Here is a 16,205-nt window from a genome sequence, read left to right on the forward strand (position 1 = left end):
CCGATAGGGGGAAAACCCGCGATCAGTGTTTACAAAATCAACAACAGTGCGTTGCGGCGACAGTGCTTGATCGTGCGAAGCAAGACCTGGCCCTCGCAGCGATGCAGACGCGCCGCAGCGCGGGCGGATAGCGAGCACCATCTGCACGGGAGCAGGCTGAGGCTCGCTCCGCACAGACGAAAAAAAGCCGCCCCGAAGGGCGGCTTTCTGCGCAAGTGATCCGAGGATCAGAAGCTGTGCTTGATACCGACGTCCAGACCACCGGACTTGCCGCCATTGGCAGCAGCGACAGCGTTGCCCTGAACGCGGAAGTTCGCGCGGCCGTCGTTCTTGATGTACGAAGCGGTCGTGTACAGAGCGGTACGCTTGGACAGGTTGTGCTGGTAGCCGATGGAGAACATCTTGGCATCGCCGGCACCGTTGATCGGGGTCGGGTTCGACGCGGTCGGCGCGACGACGATGGTGTCAGCAGCGCTGTTGGTCGAAGACTTGCTGAACTGTGCCGACACCGAGCCAGCGGCCGTCACGGGGACGATGGCGCCGATGGTGTAGATGTTCTGCTTCAGCGACGCCAGCTTCAGTTGGCTCCACAGGCCAGAGACCTTGACCATCTTGAAGTCGTACGAACCGCCCAGCGACAGTTGCTTGAACTTGCCGGTCGCGGTGTCGGTGGACTGGTAGCCGCCGGCGACGTTGAAGTCAGCCAGCTTGTAGCCGATGCGGCCGCCGAACATCTTCTTGCCCTGGGTGCCTTCGCCAGCAGCCACGTCGAACGAGCCGTACACACCGCCCAGATCGCTCGGCAGGAAGTACTGCACGAGGTTGTCAGCGCGGTTGTTGGTGTCGTAGGCCGAGCTGGCCAGACCGAACGTCGAGTAGACGCGGGTCACGTCGCCCAGACCAGTGGTGCTGTAGACGTCGAAATCGTCCACGACCAGACGGGTCGAGGTCTTGCCGCGGCCCAGACGCACTTCACCGAAGTCGCCCATCAGGCTGACCGAAGCGCGACGGCCCCAGAAGCGGGTGCTGTCGGCGGTGCCGGTGTCGGCCGCCAGAGCGCCTTCCAGCCAGAAGCCGGCCTTCAGGCCACCACCCAGGTCTTCGACGCCACGGACGCCGATGCGGCTGGAGCTGCTGCCGTCGTTGGTCAGCTGCTTCACGTCCTTGCCATTGGCCTTGGTGTAACGAGCGGCGACGTCAACCACGCCGAACAGGGTGACCGACGATTGAGCGGCAGCGGCACCGGCGAAACCGGCCAGCACAGCCAGCGCGACGAGAGATTTCTTCATTAGAGACTCCTAGATCTTCAATGAGGCTGCGGTCGGTAGATCGTCCGCAAACCAAGCTCCTGCAATGAAGCTGTGGCGTATTGCAACAGGTCCGATCACGCCTGACCAGCAGCCACCCCGTAAAAGTCCTGATTTCGTTGGATCAAAGCAACGCGTATGAGGTTAAAAAAATGTGTCATCACGCATTCGCACAAAGGATCAGCTGCTGAAGGGGAATGGCTTGAACCCGCCCTTCTAAACTCCCCAGCCATCGCCACGGCCAGCGCTCAAGATGCAATTTCAATCCCGGCGCCCGGCGCGCATTCTTTCCCGCGCGGATGCGTGGATATCCACACTCGACCATGGTCTGAAGACCCTGGCCGGCGTCGCGCCAATGGCGCGCCCCACCCCCGCAGCGTCCGCGCCGGATGAGCCGCTGGACGAGTCTCAACGCCGGCTGTCCGCCTCACTGATGCGTGTCAACCACGTCGGCGAGGTCTGCGCCCAGGCGCTCTATCGCGCGCAGGCGCTGCGCACTCGCGACGAGGCGCTGCGGGAGCATCTCGAGCACGCCGCCCAGGAAGAGATCGATCACCTGGCCTGGTGCGCGGGCCGGCTGAGAGCGCTGGGCGACCGCCCCAGTCTGCTGAATCCGCTCTGGTACGGCGGCGCTTTCGCGATCGGCACCGTGGCCGGGCTGGTGAGTGACGAGGTCAGCCTCGGGTTCGTCATCGAGACGGAACGCCAGGTCGAAGCGCATCTGGCCAGTCATCTGGAGCGCCTGCCGGAAGGGGACCGCAGCTCCCGGGCCATCGTCGCCCAGATGAAGGAGGAAGAAGCGCGCCACGCCGACGAGGCGCGCGAGCGGGGCGGCATCGACCTGCCGGCCCCGGTCCGGGGGCTGATGCGGCTGGCCGCCAAGGTCATGACGCGCACCGCGCATCACGTCTGACCAGCAGGGACGCCAGGTTCAGGCCTGGACGATCTCCACCGAAGTGGTGATTTCCGCCGTCTTCGCCAGCATGATGCTGGCCGAACAGTACTTCTCGTGGGACAGCTGCACCGCGCGTTCGACGGCGGCCTGCGGCAGATCGCGTCCGGTGACGACGAAGTGCATGTGGATCTTCGTGAACACCTTCGGATCGGCGTCGGCGCGGTCGGCGCTCAGCTTGACCTGACAACCCCGCACATCATGGCGGCCGCGCTTCAGGATCAGCACCACGTCATAGGCCGTGCAGCCGCCGGTGCCGGCCAGGACGGTCTCCATCGGCCGCGGCGCCAGGTTCCGGCCGCCGCCGTCGGGCGCGCCGTCCATGTTGATCATGTGACCGCTGCCCGTCTCGGCGACGAAGCTCATGCCATCGGCGCCCATCCAGTTGATCGTGCATTCCATTCGTCCATCCTTCTCGTGATGACTGTGCCGGCCCTGGCCCGAACGCGCCACGGCCGCTGAGCCTGACCCCATTTCTCACCCTTCCGGGCGAGGGACTTGGCCACTCTGGCGGTGATTTTTCGCATTAGAGGCCCGACTCCAGCGGCGGACACCCAAAAAATATTGCAGCGCAACATGCATCACCCCTAGAATTCTAGGCATGCGATAGCGCTACCTCACTCTGTGGGGTCAGCCCTCGCACCGATTGTCTCCTCCACCGCCTCCATGGTGGATTCAGCCCAAGGCCACAAGCCTTGGGCTTTTTTTCGTCCGAAAGCTGGCTCCTCCAATCGCGAAAGCCGGCCGCCGGGCGCGCCGCCGGCATCGTCGGCGCCTGGGGCAAACCCTGGCATGATCGTCCGCCCTGGCTTCCGCCGCCTTCCGCGCGGAAGGGGAACTGGAGGGATTTCCATGGCCGGCACCCGCCGCGCATCGCGCAAGACCACCTCGCCGCGCCCCTCGGCGCAACATCCGGCGTTACTCCCTGCGGATCAGAGTTATCTGCAACGAATTCTTAACGCGAAGGTGTATGAGGTCGCGCAGGAAACCTCCCTCGATGCCGCCCGCAATCTCTCCAAGCGCATCGGCAACAAAGTCTGGCTGAAACGCGAAGATCAGCAGCCGGTATTCAGCTTCAAATTGCGGGGTGCCTATAACAAGATGGCAAATCTCGCGCCTGAACAACTGTCCAGGGGGGTGATTTGCGCCTCGGCCGGCAATCATGCGCAGGGAGTTGCGCTGTCGGCACGCAAACTCGGTTGCCGCGCGGTCATCGTGATGCCGGTGACAACACCCAAGGTCAAGGTCGACGCCGTCCAGGCGCTGGGTGGTGAAGTCGTGCTGGCGGGGGAGTCCTTCACCGACGCCTACGAGCGCGCGCTGGAACTCGAGCGCGAGCAGGGCCTGAGCTTCGTCCACCCGTTCGACGATCCGGACGTGATCGCCGGCCAGGGCACGATCGCGATGGAGCTGCTGCGCCAGCACCCTGGCCCCATCGATGCGATCTTCGTCGCCATCGGCGGCGGCGGCCTGATCTCTGGCGTGGCGGCCTACATCAAGGCCGTGCGGCCGGAGATCAAGATCATCGGTGTCCAGACCAAGGACTCGGACGCGATGGTGCGATCGGTGCGCGCCGGCAAGCGCGTCGCGCTGACCGACGTCGGCCTGTTCTCGGACGGCACCGCGGTGAAGCTGGTCGGCGAGGAGACCTTCCGCATCTGCCGCGAGCTGGTCGACGACTACGTCCTCGTCGACACCGACGCCGTCTGCGCGGCGATCAAGGACGTCTTCGTCGACACCCGCAGCATCCTGGAGCCGGCTGGCGGCCTGGGCGTGGCGGCGGTCAAGCAGTACGCCGCGCAGCACGGGACCAAGGGCCAGACCTACATCGCGATCACCTGCGGCGCCAACATGAACTTCGACCGCCTGCGCTTCGTCGCCGAGCGGGCCGAGGTCGGCGAGGAGCGCGAGGCGCTGTTCGCGGTCACCATTCCCGAGGAGCGCGGCAGTTTCCGGCGCTTCTGCGAACTGGTCGGCGGCCGCAGCGTCACCGAGTTCAACTACCGCATCTCCGACCGCAATGAGGCGCACGTCTTCGTCGGTGTCTCCATCGCCAAGCGTGAGGAGGCCGACAAGCTGGCACGCAGCTTCGAGAAGCACCGCTTCCCGACCGTCGACCTGACCGATGACGAACTCGCCAAGCAGCACGTGCGTCACATGGTGGGCGGACGCACCGAACTGGCGGAGAACGAGCGGCTGTTCCGCTTCATCTTCCCGGAGCGGCCCGGGGCGCTGATGCGCTTCCTGTCGAGCATGAGCCCGGACTGGAACATCAGCCTGTTCCATTACCGCAACCAGGGGGCCGACTACGGCCGCATCCTCGTCGGCCTGCAGGTGCCCAAGGGCGACGGCAAGGCGTTCAAGGTCTTCCTGGACCAGCTGAACTACCCCTGCACCGAAGAGACCGACAACCCGGTGTATCGCCTGTTCCTGCGCTGAGCCGGGCCGGCCTCGGCGCACGGCCCCGCGGCGTTACCGCTTGACACCAACAGCTGCCCCTCGGACGAGGGGCAGCAACGGGGCGAGGGGGCAATTGCCGATGGCTGCCTCGCGGCGCTGGCCGAGAATGGCGCTCCCCATGTCCATCCATCAGTCCCTCATTTCGCCGACCGCCAATCCGGAGCTGGAACGCGCCCTGCGCCAGCGCCTGGAGCGCCGCTGCGCGCTGGCCGGACGGCTCGGCGAGCTGGAGCCGCTCGCGATCCGGCTGGGACTGATCCAGGGCACGCAGACGCCCCGCTTCCGGGACCCGACGCTGGTGCTGTTCGCGGCCGACCACGGCCTGGCGGTCGACGGGATCGCGCTGCCCAATGGCCGCAGCACGCGCGAGCAGGCGCTGCTCGCCTTGCAGCATCGCCTGCCGTCCACGGTGTTCGCGCGCAACCAGGGCATGCATGTCACGGTGGTCGACTGCGGCATCGCCGAGCCGCTCAGCCCGCAGCAGCGGCTGCTGGCGCGCAAGATCGCGCACGGCACGCGCAACTCGCGGGCCGGGCCGGCCATGACGCTGGAACAGGCCCACGCCGGCGTGCGCGTCGGCATGGAGATCTCCGACAACCTGGCTGGCAACGTGATCGCCTGCGCGGGTCTCGGGCAGGGCTCGCTGGAGGCGTCCGCGCTGGTGCTCTCACGCCTGATGGACATGCCGGTGCAGGACTTCATCATCTCCGGCCCCGACATGCCGCACGAAGACCTGTCGCACCTGATGCTGGTGCTGCAGGGCGCGCAGACCCGCCATCGCGACGTGCAGGAGCCGATGGCCGTGCTGGCCGCGTTCGGCGGCTTCGAGCTGGCGGTGATGGTGGGCGCGATGTTGGTCGCGGCGTCCAAGCGCCAACTGATCCTGGTCGATGGGATGCCCGCCTGCGCGGCGCTGAAGGTGGCGTCGATGATCGCGCCGCCGGTGACGGACTACGCGGTGTTCTGCCGCAGCACGACGCATCGCGGCCTGGACGAGGCGCTGCAGCTCTTCCACGCGGCGGCGCTGCTGGAGCTCGGGATGGAATGCGGCGATGGCACGGGCGCGACGCTCGCATGGCCGCTGGTGCGCTGCGCCGCGGCGTTGCTGACGGAGGTCCACGACCTCCCCGACGGCCCCATCCACAGCCGTCCTTCGGACCTGCGGGACACCGGCTCGACGGCCTCGGGGGCGCTCCCCTCTCAGCCGGGCGCCTCGATCACTTGACCGGATTGGCCCCGCCGTCGCCGGGCGGCTGTTGCGGCAGCGATCCGGTCACCGCAGTCGGCGGCACGTAGCTTTCCTGGCCGGGCGCGCCCGGTTGCGGCGGCATGTTGTTGAAGTTGGGCGGCGGCGCCATCGCGCCGCCAGGCGCCATCTGCGGCGGAACGGGCGAGCCATCGGCGCCCGGCGCGCCGGGCGCGAGGCTCAGTCTCAGCGTGACCGCGCCGCTGGCGCCAAGTCCGACGTCGCGCCGGTTGATCTCGATCAACTTCAGATCGCCGTCGACGACCTGCCCGACGCGCACCGGCTTGGGCAGTCCGCCGGTGACGGCGATGAGCGCCACGCCTTCGCCGGCATGCTGGCCGTTCGCGGTGGGCGCGACGACGCCGAGCAACTGATAGCGTGAAGAGGTGGATTCGACTGGGGCCTCTGCTGCTTTCGCGGCAGCGAATAGCCGGGTCCAGTCGGCAGCGGCTGCGTCGGTGACCGCGGGACGGGTCGCCGCGGGCGCTTGAGGGCCCTTGGCCATCAGCGTCAGCGCCCAATACGCGAGGCTGGCCGCCAGCAGCGCCCAGACGACGAAGCTTAACCATCGTGCATGCATCCGACGATTATGATGCAGCGCGATGAGTCGCCGAGGGCGGCTCCGCGAGGATTGCAACACCATGCGCCGACCCCTGTCTCCGCGCCGCGCGCGCGGCTTCACGCTGATCGAACTGATCGTCGCCATCACCATCGTCGCCGTGATGGGCGCGGTGGTGGTGCCGGCGGTGATGAACCATGTGTCCGAAGCCCGGCGCACCGCGGCGCGTTCCGACGTGAACACGCTGATGCAGGCGCTCAAGCTCTACAAGATGGACAACGGCCGCTATCCGAGCGGCGAGCAAGGCCTGGCGGCGCTGGTCACCAAGCCGACCAATGGACCGGCCGCGCCGAACTGGAAGGTCTACGTCGAGAAGCTGCCCAAGGATCCCTGGGGCAATCCGTACCAATACGACAACCCTGGCCTGAAGGGCGAGGTCGACGTCTACAGCCTGGGCGCCGACGGCAAGCCGGGCGGCGAAGGCAACGACGCCGACATCGGCTCCTGGGAATGAACGCGCGGCCAGCCGCGCGTTCCTGACCCCTCCCTCGCCTCCGGCACCGACCGCCCCGAGCCGTGCGCGCGCGTCCCTCCGGCCGTCTGCTCCAGCGCGGCTTCACGCTGATCGAACTGATCGTGGCGATCACCATCGTGGCGATCGCCAGCGCGACCGTCGCGGTGGCGGTGCGCGATCGCGCGGACGTCCAGCTCGAGCGCGAGGCGCTGCACCTGGCCTCGGTGCTGGAAACCGCCCGCGCCGAGGCGCGCGCCGCGTCGCTGGACGTGCGCTGGCTGCCCGAATCCGGGCAGGATGCCGCGCACTACCGCGTCACCGGCCTGCCGCCGAAGCTGGTCCAGCGCCTGGGCCTGGAGCGCGACTGGCTCAGCGAGCCGCCGATCGTCGAGATCCAGGGCGCGCCCGCGAATGGCCGCTCGGTGCGGCTCGGGCCCGAGCCGCTGATCGGCGCGCAGCGCGTGACGCTGATCCGCGGCGACCACCGCATCAGCCTCGTGACGGACGGGCTCAGACCGTTCTCGATCTCCAAGGACGGCGCATGACGGCCTCGCGATCCCGGCCGGCGCGAGACCTGGCCCCGCCGCGCCGGGGTCGGCGCCCGGCCGCCGGCTTCACGCTCATCGAGGTGCTGGTCGCGGTGACCATCGTCGCGCTGTGCCTGGCGGCCGGCCTGCGCGCGGCCGGTGCGATGACGTCGAACGCCGAGCGCCTCGCGGTGAACTCGCTGGCGCAGTGGTGCGCCGAGAACGAACTCACCGAGATGCGGCTGACCAAGGCCTTCCCCGGCATCGGCGAAAAGCCTTTCAGCTGCACGCAGCTCGGACGCGACTTCTCCGGAAAGATGACCGTGGCCGCGACGCCGAATCCGAACTTCCGCCGCGTCGAGGCCCAGGTCTTCGACGACCGCGAGCAGCCGCTGCTGACCATCATCACCATCGTGGGGCGCTTCTGATGCGGCGCCAGCCAGGCATGCGCCAGCGGACGGCGCGCGGTTTCACGCTGATCGAGGTGGTGGTCGCGCTGGTCGTGATGGCGGTGATGTCGGTGATGGCCTGGCGCGCGGTCTCGGCGCTGGCCACCAGCCGCGAACGCAACGAGGCGGCGATGGAGCGCGCCGAGACGCTGCAGACGCTGGTCCAGCAATGGGAGCTGGACCTGCGGGAGGTGCAGCAGAGCCATCTCTTCGAGGCCGTGAACTTCGACGGCGCCACGCTGCGCATCACGCGCCGGCGCGACGCGGGACTGCAGCTCGTGGCCTGGCAGCTGCGCGAGGGACGCCTGTCGCGCTGGGAGTCGCCGGCGCTGACCACCGCGGACGATCTGCGTGACGCGTGGTTCCGCAGCCAGCAGCTCAACGCGAAGGACCTGCGCGGCCTGCCAGGACTGGACCGGGTCAGCGGCTGGCAGATGTACTTCTTCATCAACAACGCCTGGGCCAACGCGCAGTCGACCGGGGACAAGGGCAATGCGGGACCGGGGACCGGCGCGATGCCCCCGGCCGGCGCGGCCTCCGACGCGGGCAGCGGCCTTGCCGCGCCGCCCCAGGGCGTTCGCATGCGCTTGCAGTTCGGCGAGGACAGCGGCTATCGCGGCGAACTGATCCGCGAGGTCGCGGTGGAGAGCGGCAGCTGATGCGCGCCCTGCCCGCCCCACGCCGGCCGTCGCAGCGCGGCGCGGCGCTGCTCACCGCGCTGCTGATCGTGGTGCTGGTGACGACGCTGTCCGCCGCGATGCTCTGGCGCCAGGCGCGCTCGATCCAGATCGAGATCGCGGACCGCGGCCGCGCGCAGGCGGACTGGGTGCTGCAAGGGGCGCTGGACTGGGCCCGGCTGATCCTGCGCGAGGACGGCCTCGCCAATACCCGCGCCAGCAGCGGCGCCAGCGACAACCTGGGCGAGGTCTGGGCGGTGCCGCTGGCGGAAGCGCGGCTGTCGAGCTTCCTGGCGCAGGACGACAACAAGTCCGCGGACGCCGGTCCGGACGCTTTCCTGTCCGGCCACATCGAGGACGCGCAGGCGCTGTTCAATCTGCGCAACCTCGAGGAGCAGGCTCCGTCCAACGACACCGCCGCGCTCGCGAAGCAGGCCTTCCATCTGAACGCGGCCCGGCGCATCTTCGTGCGGGCCGGCATGCCGGCGTCGCTGGCCGAGGACGTGCGCAAGAAGTTGATCGCGGCGAGCACCGCGGGCAAGGGCGACCCGGGCCAGGGCAACACGCCCTTGCGGCCCGCCCGCATCGAGCAGCTGCGCTGGTTCGGTCTGAACGACGAGCAGGTGGCGCGGCTGGCGAAGTTCGCCGTGCTGCTGCCGGCGAGCACCCCGCTGAACGTGAACACCGCGCCGCGCGAGGTGCTGGCCGACGTGCTGGGCGTGGATCTGGGCGTCGCCGACGCGATCGTGCGCACCCGCCAGTCCAAGGCTTTCACGGCGACGACGATGGACCGGTTCAAGAGCCTGCTGCCGCAGGACGTGGCCACCGCCAGCGCGGCGGTGACGGCGGCCACCACCAGCTATTTCTTCGTCGAGGGCCAGCTCCGCATGGACGACCGCGTGCTGGCGCAGCGATCGCTGGTCTCGCGCGGCAACGGCAACGACATCCAGGTCAGGGACCGCCAGCGCCTGCAGCGCTTCGCGGCGCTGCCGGGCGCCCCCGGCGGCGGGGCCACGCCTTGACCCCGCACGGCGGCTGGCGCGGCGGGATGCCGGCATTGACACGACTGGACACAAGAGGGATGGGATGCACGGGACATGTAAAGCCGCGACTACGGGCTTGTTCGGAGGCGCGCGGCGCCGATCCGTCATGCAAGCCCTCCTAGAATCCGCGAACTCATGAGTACCCTGCTCATCCTGCTGCCGTCCCACCCGCCTCAGAGTGGCAACGGCGCTCAAGACTACGAATACTGGTTCAGCCACGACGCGCAGGCGCCGGCCCACGCCCGGGGCCATGGCCAGCGCGCGCAACTGGCCGCGATGCCGCGCGCCGATCGCGTGATGGCCTTGATCGGCGACGACGCGGTGAGCTGGCTCCCCGCGCAGTTGCCCAAGGTCAAGGGCGCGAAGCTGCGCGGCGCGATCGTCGGCGTGATGGAGGACCAGTTGCTCGAGGACGCCGAGCGGCTGCACTTCGCGCTGCTCGACAGCCCGGACGAGGACGGCCGCACCCACTGGGTCGCCGTGACCGCGCGCGAGCCGCTGCGGGCGCACCTGGCCGCGTTCGAGGCGGCGGGGCTGCTGGTCGAATCGCTGCTGCCGCTGTCGTGGCCGCAGGCCGCGATGAGCGGCTACGTGTCCGCGGGGGCCGATGACCGGCCGCGGCTGCGCGTGTCGCGGGCCGACGGCGTCGCGACGCTGCCGCTGGACAGCGGCGGGCTGCGCGGCTGGCTGGGCGAGGACTGGTGGACCGGCGCGGCGGTGAGCGCGAGCCCGTCCGCCGCGGCCGTCGCCGAGCAGTGGCTGGGCCGGCCGGTACGGGTGCTCAACGACACCGATCGCGCCTGGGCCGCGCGCCAGGCGCCGGTCAACCTGCTGCAGTTCGACCTGACGCCGCGCCAGCGCGGCTGGCAGCGCATCCACCAGGCCTGGCAGACGCTGCAGTCGCCGGCCTGGCGGCCGTTCCGCTGGGGCGTGATCGGCCTGATCGCGGTGCAGGTGATCGGCCTGAACGCAATGGCCTGGCAGCAGGGCCGCGCCATCGACGCGCGCAAGGCCGAGCAGGAGGCGCTGCTGCGCCAGAGCTTCCCGCAGGTGCGCGTGATCCGCGACGCCCGCGCCCAGATGCTGCGCGAGACCGAGGCGCTGCGCGGCGGCGCCGGCCAGGTCGGACCGGGCGACCTCGAGGACCTGCTGGCGGCGGTCGCCCGCGCGACGCCGCCCGGCGAAGGTCCGCTGCCCGGCCTGCGCTTCGAGCCGGGCCGGCTGCAACTCTCCGGCCTGACGCCGCCGCAGCGCGCGCAATTGCGCGAGCGGCTCGGCCAGGACCCCGCGCTACGGGTCGCCGAGGATGGCGACTCGCTGCAAGTCACCCTGCGACCCGAGAACCGATGAACAGCTTCACGACGATGCGCCGGGACTTCGACGCCCGCTGGCAGGCGGCCGCGCCGCGCGAACGCCTGATCGCCCGGCTGGCCGCCGCGTTCATCGGCCTGCTGCTGCTGTGGCTGATCGCGCTGGCACCGGCCTGGGCCACGCTGCGCAAGGCGCCGGGCGAGCTCGACCGGCTCGACCGCGAGCTGCAGCAGATGCGCGCGATGGCGCAGCAGACGCAGCTGCTCAAGCAGGCGGTGCCGGTGTCGGCCGAGCAGTCGGCGACCGCGTTGCGCGCCGCGACGGCGCGGCTGGGCCCGGCCGCCGACCTGACGATCACCGGCACGCAGGCGCAGCTGCGGCTGCGAGGCGTGCCCGGCGGGGCGCTGGCGATGTGGATCGGCGAGGCGCGCCAGGGCGCGCGCGCGCGGCCCCAGGAGGCCGAGCTGCAATCGGGCGCGCAGGGCTACTCCGGCCGGATCACGCTGCTGCTGCCCGCCGCGGCCGGGAACTGACGATGGCGCGGCGATCGAGCACCCTCCTCACGACGTCCCCGGCGAACGCGGCCGCGACGGCCGGCTTCGTCCGCAGCTTCCGCTGGGCCCAGCTCGGCGCAGTCCTGGGCCTGCTGGTGGCGGTCGCGCTGTGGGCGCCGGCGGCCTGGCTGGCCTCGGCGGTCGCGTCGATGTCGGGCCAGCGGCTGCTGCTCGCCGACGTGCGCGGCAGCCTGTGGAATGGCAGCGCGCGGGTCATCCTCAGCGCCGGACCGGGCAGCGCCGAAGCGAGCGAGCTGCCCGAGCGGCTGGGCTGGGCGTTGCGCCCGGCCTGGATCGATGGCGGCCCGGGCGCGCGGCTGACGCTGGCGCAGGACTGCTGCATCAAGCCGGCGAGCCCGGTGACGGCGCGCCTGGGGCTGGACCGCCTGACGGTGCGCCTGCCCGACGCCACGCCGGAGCAGCCCTGGATCCGCTGGCCGGCGGGCTGGCTGACAGGTCTGGGCACGCCCTGGAACACGGTGGCGCCGCAGGGCCTGATCGCGATCAGCGCGCAGGGCTTCGTGTTCGATGGCCGGGGCAAGGCGGTGAACGTCTCCGGGGTGGCGCAGGTGGAGCTGCGCGACTTCTCGTCGCGGCTGGCGCAGGTGACGCCGCTGGGCAGCTACCGGATGAGTCTGGTGGGCGGCGGTCAGGCGCCGCAACTGATCCTCATGACACAGCAGGGGCCGCTGCAACTCAGCGGTCAGGGCAACCTGGGCGCGCGGCCGCAGTTCCGGGGCGAGGCCACGGCCGCGCCGGGCAGCGAGGCCGCCCTGGCGAATTTGTTGAACATCATCGGGCGCCGCGAGGGAGCGCGCTCGATCATCTCGGTGGGATGAGCATGAACAAGCACATGATGCGACCGACGGCGCTGGGCATGGCGATCAGCCTGATCGCGGGCAGCCTGCCGCTGCAGGCCGGCGCACAGTCGAATCAGCCGCAGAACCGCCGACAGCCGGCCGTGCGCGCGAGCACGCCGGTGACGCTGAACTTCGTCAACACCGACATCGAGGCGGTCTCGCGCGCGATGTCGGCGGCGCTGGGCAAGCCGATCCTGGTCGACCCGCGGGTCAAGGGGACGATGACGCTGACCGCCGAGCAGCCGGTGCCGGTGCAAGAGGCCTACCTGAGCTACCTGGCCTCGCTGCGCGGCATGGGCTTCGCGATGGTGGAGTCGGGCGGGCTGCTCAAGCTGGTGCCCGAGGCCGAGGCCAAGCTGCAGACCGGCTCGGTGACGATCTCCGGCGAGGGCAAGGCGCGCGGCGGCGATCAGGTCGTGACGCAGATCTTCAAGCTCAACCATGAGAACGCGAACAACCTGGTCGCGGTGCTGCGTCCGCTGATCACGCCGAACAACACGATCAACGCGAACCCGGGCAACAACAGCCTGGTGATCACCGATTACGCCGAGAACCTGCAGCGCATCAGCCGCATCGTGGCGGCGCTGGACCAGCCGTCCAACACCGACATCGAGGTGATCCCGCTGCGCAACGCGGTGGCCTCGGACATCGTGCAGCTGGTGCAGCGCCTGAGCGAAGGGGGCAGCGGCACGCCGGGCGTGGCGGTGGCGCAGGGCGGCGCGGCCGGCGGCAGCGGCAGCGTGATGGCCGATCCGCGCAGCAACGCGCTGATCGTGCGCGCGTCCAATCCGGCCAAGCTGATGCAGCTGCGCGCGATGATCGCCAAGCTGGACCAGCCCAGCAGCGACACCGGCGGCAGCATCCGCGTGATCTATCTGAAGAACGCGGACGCGGTGCGCCTGGCCACGGTGCTGCGCGCGGCGTACACGAACAACGCCGGCCCGGGCGCGGGCGGCGGCGCCAACAACAGCGGCACGGGCGGCACCGGCAGCTTCGCCGGCGCGCAGACCGGCAGCGCGGGCAGCGGCGGCTTCGCGGGCAACAGCTCGTCGTTCGGCGGCAGCTCGACGAGCTCGGGCACCAGCGGCAGCAGCGGCGGCGCCAGCGGCAATTCCTCGACGCAGGTCAGCCAGACGGCGCAGGTGAACACCGGCGGCTTCGTGCAGGCCGATCCGGCCACCAACTCGCTGATCATCACGGCGCCCGAGCCGATGTACCGCCAGATCCGCGCGGTCGTCGAGCAGCTCGACACGCGCCGCGCGCAGGTCTACGTGGAGGCGCTGGTGGTCAAGGTCGACGCCAGCAAGCTGGGCGAGTTCGGCGTGCAGTTCACGCAGCTGTTCGGCAACAAGGGCGATTCGACGGTGTCGGGCTTCGGCACCAACTTCGGCACCGGCTACAGCAACATCCTGAACCTGAGCGGCGCGACGGCCACCGGCTCGGCCGGCGTGACGACCGCGCTGAGTTCGGGCCAGGTGCCCACGGGCCTGAACCTGGGCTTCCTGAAGAAGGTGGGCAGCGTCTACACGCTGGGCGCGGTGGCCAACGCGCTGGGTTCGATCACCGGCACCAACGTGCTGTCCACGCCGTCGCTGGTGGTGCAGGACAACGAGGAAGCCGACCTGCTGATCGGCAGCAACGTGCCGGTGCTGACCGGCAACGGCCTGACGCAGTCCGGCACCTCGAGCAGCCCCTTCCAGACCTTCGAGCGCCGCGACGTCGGTCTGCGGCTGAAGGTGCGCACGACCGTGGGCGAGAACGGCACGGTGCGGATGAAGGTCTATCAGGAGAACTCGAGCGTCGTGGCGACGGTGAACTCCGCGACGCAGGGGCCGACCTTCGACAAGAGCGCGGTGGAGACCAGCGTGACGCTGGAGGACGGCCAGGTGCTGGTGCTGGGCGGCCTGCTCAAGGACGAATACACCGACGGCGAGGACAAGGTCCCCGGCCTGGGCGACATCCCGCTGCTGGGCAATCTGTTCAAGAGCCAGAGCCGCAAGCGGGTGAAGTCCAACCTGATGATCTTCCTGCGCCCGGTGGTGCTGCGCACGCCGGAGAACGCCGCGGCGCTGAGCCTGGACCGCTATGACGCGATCCGCGCCTATCAGCAGGAGGTGCAGCCCAAGTCCAACCTCGTGCTGCCGGACACCGGCGCGCCGGTGCTGCCGGAGAAGCCGGCCTCGGCCCCGGGCGTGACGACGCCGTCGCAGCTGCCGATGCCGGTGTATCCGGCCTCGTCGCCGGTGCCGGCGCCGGCCGCGCCGGCCAGCGCGCCGCAGGGCCGCTGAGGCGGGAGCGCGCATGGCCACCCGCCATCCCCTTCCCTACGCGGTCGCCAAGTCGCAGCACGTGCTGCTCGAGGACGACGGCCAGCAGCGCACGCTGTGGGCGTCGCCGGCGCTGACGCTGCCGGTGCTGTCGGAGCTGCAGCGTGTGTACGCGCCCTCGCGCATCGAATGCCTGGCCGCGCAAGAGCTTGCCGCGCGCATCCAGGCCGCCTACGCGGGCGGCGAGGACAACGCGGCGCTGGTGATCGGCGAGGTCGAGAACGCCGTCGACCTGTCGCGTCTCATGCAGGACCTGCCCGCGGTCGAGGACCTGCTGGAGACGGCCGACGACGCGCCCATCATCCGCATGCTCAACGCGCTGCTGACGCAGGCGGCGAACAACGGCGCGAGCGATATCCACATCGAGCCCTACGAGCGCGAGAGCTCGGTGCGTTTCCGCGTCGACGGCACGCTGCGCGAGGTGGTGCGGCCGAACCGCGCGCTGCACGCGGCGCTGATCTCGCGGCTGAAGATCATGGCGGAGCTCGACATCGCCGAGAAGCGGCTGCCGCAGGACGGCCGGATCTCGCTGCGCATCGGCGGCCGCGCGATCGACGTGCGGGTGAGCACGCTGCCGTCGGCGCACGGCGAGCGCGCGGTGCTGCGTCTGCTGGACAAGTCCGAGTCGCGCTTCACGCTGGCGGCGCTGGGCATGGATGGCGAGCGGCTGGAGCGCTTCCAGCGCCTGGTGCAGCAGCCGCACGGCATCGTGCTGGTGACTGGCCCGACGGGCTCGGGCAAGACGACCACGCTGTACGCGGCGCTGCAGACGGTGGACACGGCCACGACCAACGTGCTGACCGTCGAGGACCCGATCGAGTACGAGCTGCCCGGCATCGGCCAGACGCAGGTGAACGCGCGGATCGACCTCACGTTCGCGAAGGCGTTGCGGGCGATCCTGCGGCAGGACCCGGACGTGATCATGATCGGTGAGATCCGCGATTACGAGACGGCGCAGATCGCGATCCAGGCCTCGCTGACGGGTCACCTGGTGCTGGCGACGCTGCACACGAACGACGCGGTCAGCGCGGTGACGCGGTTGACGGACATGGGCGTGGAGCCCTTCCTGTTGAGCTCCTCGCTGCTGGGCGTGCTGGCGCAGCGGCTGGTGCGCAAGTTGTGCCCGGTGTGCAAGTCGCCGGAGCCGCTGCCTGGCGGCGGCGCGCGCTATCACCCGGTGGGCTGCCCGGCCTGCGCGAGCAGCGGCTACAAGGGCCGCACCGGCGTGTACGAGCTGATGGTCTGCGACGACGCGATCCGCGGGCTGATCCACAACCAGGCGCCCGAGTCGGAGCTGCTGGCGGCGGCGCGGGCGAATGGCCTGCGCTCGATGCGCGAGGACGGTGACCGTCTCGTGGCCGCGGGCGTGACGTCCGAAGAGGAAGTGCTGCGGGTGACGCGCGAGTGATCGCCGCGATC

General features: G+C 70.0%; 16 protein-coding genes. 13 read left to right on the top strand and 3 right to left on the bottom strand.

Annotated elements, in window-relative coordinates; all coding sequences use genetic code 11:
• Nucleotides 1–227: 227 nt before the first annotated feature.
• Nucleotides 228–1,289: a porin gene (locus ABDW61_RS04470; RefSeq protein ID WP_343636586.1), complete on the bottom strand. Its 1,062-nt coding sequence runs from the start codon at nucleotides 1,287–1,289 to the stop codon at nucleotides 228–230.
• 271 nt (nucleotides 1,290–1,560) lie between these two features.
• Here ABDW61_RS04470 and coq7 point away from each other — a divergent pair, with 271 nt between their 5' ends.
• Nucleotides 1,561–2,220 (top strand): 2-polyprenyl-3-methyl-6-methoxy-1,4-benzoquinone monooxygenase, encoded by a 660-nt coding sequence (coq7, locus tag ABDW61_RS04475; RefSeq protein WP_343636588.1) that lies wholly within the window; start codon nucleotides 1,561–1,563, stop codon nucleotides 2,218–2,220.
• 18 nt (nucleotides 2,221–2,238) lie between these two features.
• Here coq7 and ABDW61_RS04480 read toward each other — a convergent pair whose 3' ends face one another.
• Nucleotides 2,239–2,661: an OsmC family protein gene (locus ABDW61_RS04480; protein ID WP_343636590.1), complete on the bottom strand. Its 423-nt coding sequence runs from the start codon at nucleotides 2,659–2,661 to the stop codon at nucleotides 2,239–2,241.
• A gap of 450 nt (nucleotides 2,662–3,111) precedes the next feature.
• On the opposite strand from ABDW61_RS04480, the gene ilvA reads away from it, so the two are divergent.
• Together ilvA and ABDW61_RS04490 are read left to right on the top strand one after the other, a co-directional pair.
• A complete protein-coding gene (gene ilvA, locus ABDW61_RS04485; protein ID WP_343636592.1) occupies nucleotides 3,112–4,698 on the top strand; it encodes a threonine ammonia-lyase, biosynthetic in 1,587 nt (528 codons plus the stop codon).
• Nucleotides 4,699–4,837: 139 nt separating this feature from the next.
• Complete coding sequence (locus tag ABDW61_RS04490) at nucleotides 4,838–5,944, top strand: nicotinate-nucleotide--dimethylbenzimidazole phosphoribosyltransferase (RefSeq protein WP_343636594.1); 1,107 nt, start codon at nucleotides 4,838–4,840, stop codon at nucleotides 5,942–5,944.
• Here ABDW61_RS04490 and ABDW61_RS04495 read toward each other — a convergent pair.
• Nucleotides 5,937–6,545: a type II secretion system protein N gene (locus tag ABDW61_RS04495; protein ID WP_343636596.1), complete on the bottom strand. Its 609-nt coding sequence runs from the start codon at nucleotides 6,543–6,545 to the stop codon at nucleotides 5,937–5,939. The two genes, ABDW61_RS04490 and ABDW61_RS04495, sit on opposite strands and share 8 nt — an antisense overlap.
• Nucleotides 6,546–6,606: 61 nt before the next feature.
• On the opposite strand from ABDW61_RS04495, the gene gspG reads away from it, so the two are divergent.
• From gspG to gspE, 10 genes are all read left to right on the top strand, one after another.
• Nucleotides 6,607–7,038, top strand: coding sequence for a type II secretion system major pseudopilin GspG (gene gspG, locus ABDW61_RS04500; RefSeq protein ID WP_343636598.1), 432 nt, complete (start codon nucleotides 6,607–6,609; stop codon nucleotides 7,036–7,038).
• Between the two features lie 62 nt (nucleotides 7,039–7,100).
• Nucleotides 7,101–7,583, top strand: coding sequence for a type II secretion system protein (locus tag ABDW61_RS04505; protein WP_343636600.1), 483 nt, complete (start codon nucleotides 7,101–7,103; stop codon nucleotides 7,581–7,583).
• Nucleotides 7,580–7,993 (top strand): type II secretion system minor pseudopilin GspI, encoded by a 414-nt coding sequence (gene gspI / locus ABDW61_RS04510; RefSeq protein WP_343636604.1) that lies wholly within the window; start codon nucleotides 7,580–7,582, stop codon nucleotides 7,991–7,993. Before ABDW61_RS04505 ends, gspI begins: the two co-directional genes overlap by 4 nt.
• A gap of 17 nt (nucleotides 7,994–8,010) precedes the next feature.
• Nucleotides 8,011–8,673, top strand: a complete 663-nt coding sequence (locus ABDW61_RS04515) for a prepilin-type N-terminal cleavage/methylation domain-containing protein (protein ID WP_343636606.1) — start codon at nucleotides 8,011–8,013, stop codon at nucleotides 8,671–8,673.
• Complete coding sequence (gene gspK, locus ABDW61_RS04520; protein ID WP_343636608.1) at nucleotides 8,673–9,713, top strand: type II secretion system minor pseudopilin GspK; 1,041 nt, start codon at nucleotides 8,673–8,675, stop codon at nucleotides 9,711–9,713. The genes ABDW61_RS04515 and gspK overlap by 1 nt, the downstream gene beginning before the upstream one ends.
• Nucleotides 9,714–9,869: 156 nt before the next feature.
• On the top strand, nucleotides 9,870–11,084 hold the full coding sequence (gene gspL / locus ABDW61_RS04525; protein ID WP_343636610.1) for a type II secretion system protein GspL: 1,215 nt from the start codon (nucleotides 9,870–9,872) through the stop codon (nucleotides 11,082–11,084).
• Nucleotides 11,081–11,578 (top strand): type II secretion system protein GspM, encoded by a 498-nt coding sequence (gene gspM, locus ABDW61_RS04530; protein ID WP_343636612.1) that lies wholly within the window; start codon nucleotides 11,081–11,083, stop codon nucleotides 11,576–11,578. Before gspL ends, gspM begins: the two co-directional genes overlap by 4 nt.
• 2 nt (nucleotides 11,579–11,580) lie before the next feature.
• The gene (gspN, locus tag ABDW61_RS04535; RefSeq protein WP_343636614.1) at nucleotides 11,581–12,438 is read left to right on the top strand and encodes a type II secretion system protein N; all 858 of its coding nucleotides are present in this window, start codon (nucleotides 11,581–11,583) and stop codon (nucleotides 12,436–12,438) included.
• A gap of 14 nt (nucleotides 12,439–12,452) precedes the next feature.
• A complete protein-coding gene (gspD, locus tag ABDW61_RS04540) occupies nucleotides 12,453–14,747 on the top strand; it encodes a type II secretion system secretin GspD (RefSeq protein WP_343636616.1) in 2,295 nt (764 codons plus the stop codon).
• A 13-nt stretch (nucleotides 14,748–14,760) separates the two neighbouring features.
• Nucleotides 14,761–16,194: a type II secretion system ATPase GspE gene (gene gspE / locus ABDW61_RS04545; RefSeq protein ID WP_343636618.1), complete on the top strand. Its 1,434-nt coding sequence runs from the start codon at nucleotides 14,761–14,763 to the stop codon at nucleotides 16,192–16,194.
• Nucleotides 16,195–16,205: the final 11 nt, after the last annotated feature.

Origin of the sequence: Roseateles sp. (assembly GCF_039595595.1) — a bacterium.
Classification (GTDB): Bacteria; Pseudomonadota; Gammaproteobacteria; order Burkholderiales; family Burkholderiaceae_C; genus Roseateles.

Excerpts from the sequence above, each read along its gene's own strand:
- ABDW61_RS04470 (WP_343636586.1), bottom strand. The coding sequence starts at position 1,289 with ATGAAGAAATCTCTCGTCGCGCTGGCTGTGCTGGCCGGTTTCGCCGGT.
- coq7 (WP_343636588.1), top strand. The coding sequence starts at position 1,561 with ATGCAATTTCAATCCCGGCGCCCGGCGCGCATTCTTTCCCGCGCGGAT.
- ABDW61_RS04480 (WP_343636590.1), bottom strand. The coding sequence starts at position 2,661 with ATGGAATGCACGATCAACTGGATGGGCGCCGATGGCATGAGCTTCGTC.
- ilvA (WP_343636592.1), top strand. The coding sequence starts at position 3,112 with ATGGCCGGCACCCGCCGCGCATCGCGCAAGACCACCTCGCCGCGCCCC.
- ABDW61_RS04490 (WP_343636594.1), top strand. The coding sequence starts at position 4,838 with ATGTCCATCCATCAGTCCCTCATTTCGCCGACCGCCAATCCGGAGCTG.
- ABDW61_RS04495 (WP_343636596.1), bottom strand. The coding sequence starts at position 6,545 with ATGCATGCACGATGGTTAAGCTTCGTCGTCTGGGCGCTGCTGGCGGCC.
- gspG (WP_343636598.1), top strand. The coding sequence starts at position 6,607 with ATGCGCCGACCCCTGTCTCCGCGCCGCGCGCGCGGCTTCACGCTGATC.
- gspI (WP_343636604.1), top strand. The coding sequence starts at position 7,580 with ATGACGGCCTCGCGATCCCGGCCGGCGCGAGACCTGGCCCCGCCGCGC.
- ABDW61_RS04515 (WP_343636606.1), top strand. The coding sequence starts at position 8,011 with ATGCGCCAGCGGACGGCGCGCGGTTTCACGCTGATCGAGGTGGTGGTC.
- gspK (WP_343636608.1), top strand. The coding sequence starts at position 8,673 with ATGCGCGCCCTGCCCGCCCCACGCCGGCCGTCGCAGCGCGGCGCGGCG.
- gspL (WP_343636610.1), top strand. The coding sequence starts at position 9,870 with ATGAGTACCCTGCTCATCCTGCTGCCGTCCCACCCGCCTCAGAGTGGC.
- gspM (WP_343636612.1), top strand. The coding sequence starts at position 11,081 with ATGAACAGCTTCACGACGATGCGCCGGGACTTCGACGCCCGCTGGCAG.
- gspN (WP_343636614.1), top strand. The coding sequence starts at position 11,581 with ATGGCGCGGCGATCGAGCACCCTCCTCACGACGTCCCCGGCGAACGCG.
- gspD (WP_343636616.1), top strand. The coding sequence starts at position 12,453 with ATGATGCGACCGACGGCGCTGGGCATGGCGATCAGCCTGATCGCGGGC.
- gspE (WP_343636618.1), top strand. The coding sequence starts at position 14,761 with ATGGCCACCCGCCATCCCCTTCCCTACGCGGTCGCCAAGTCGCAGCAC.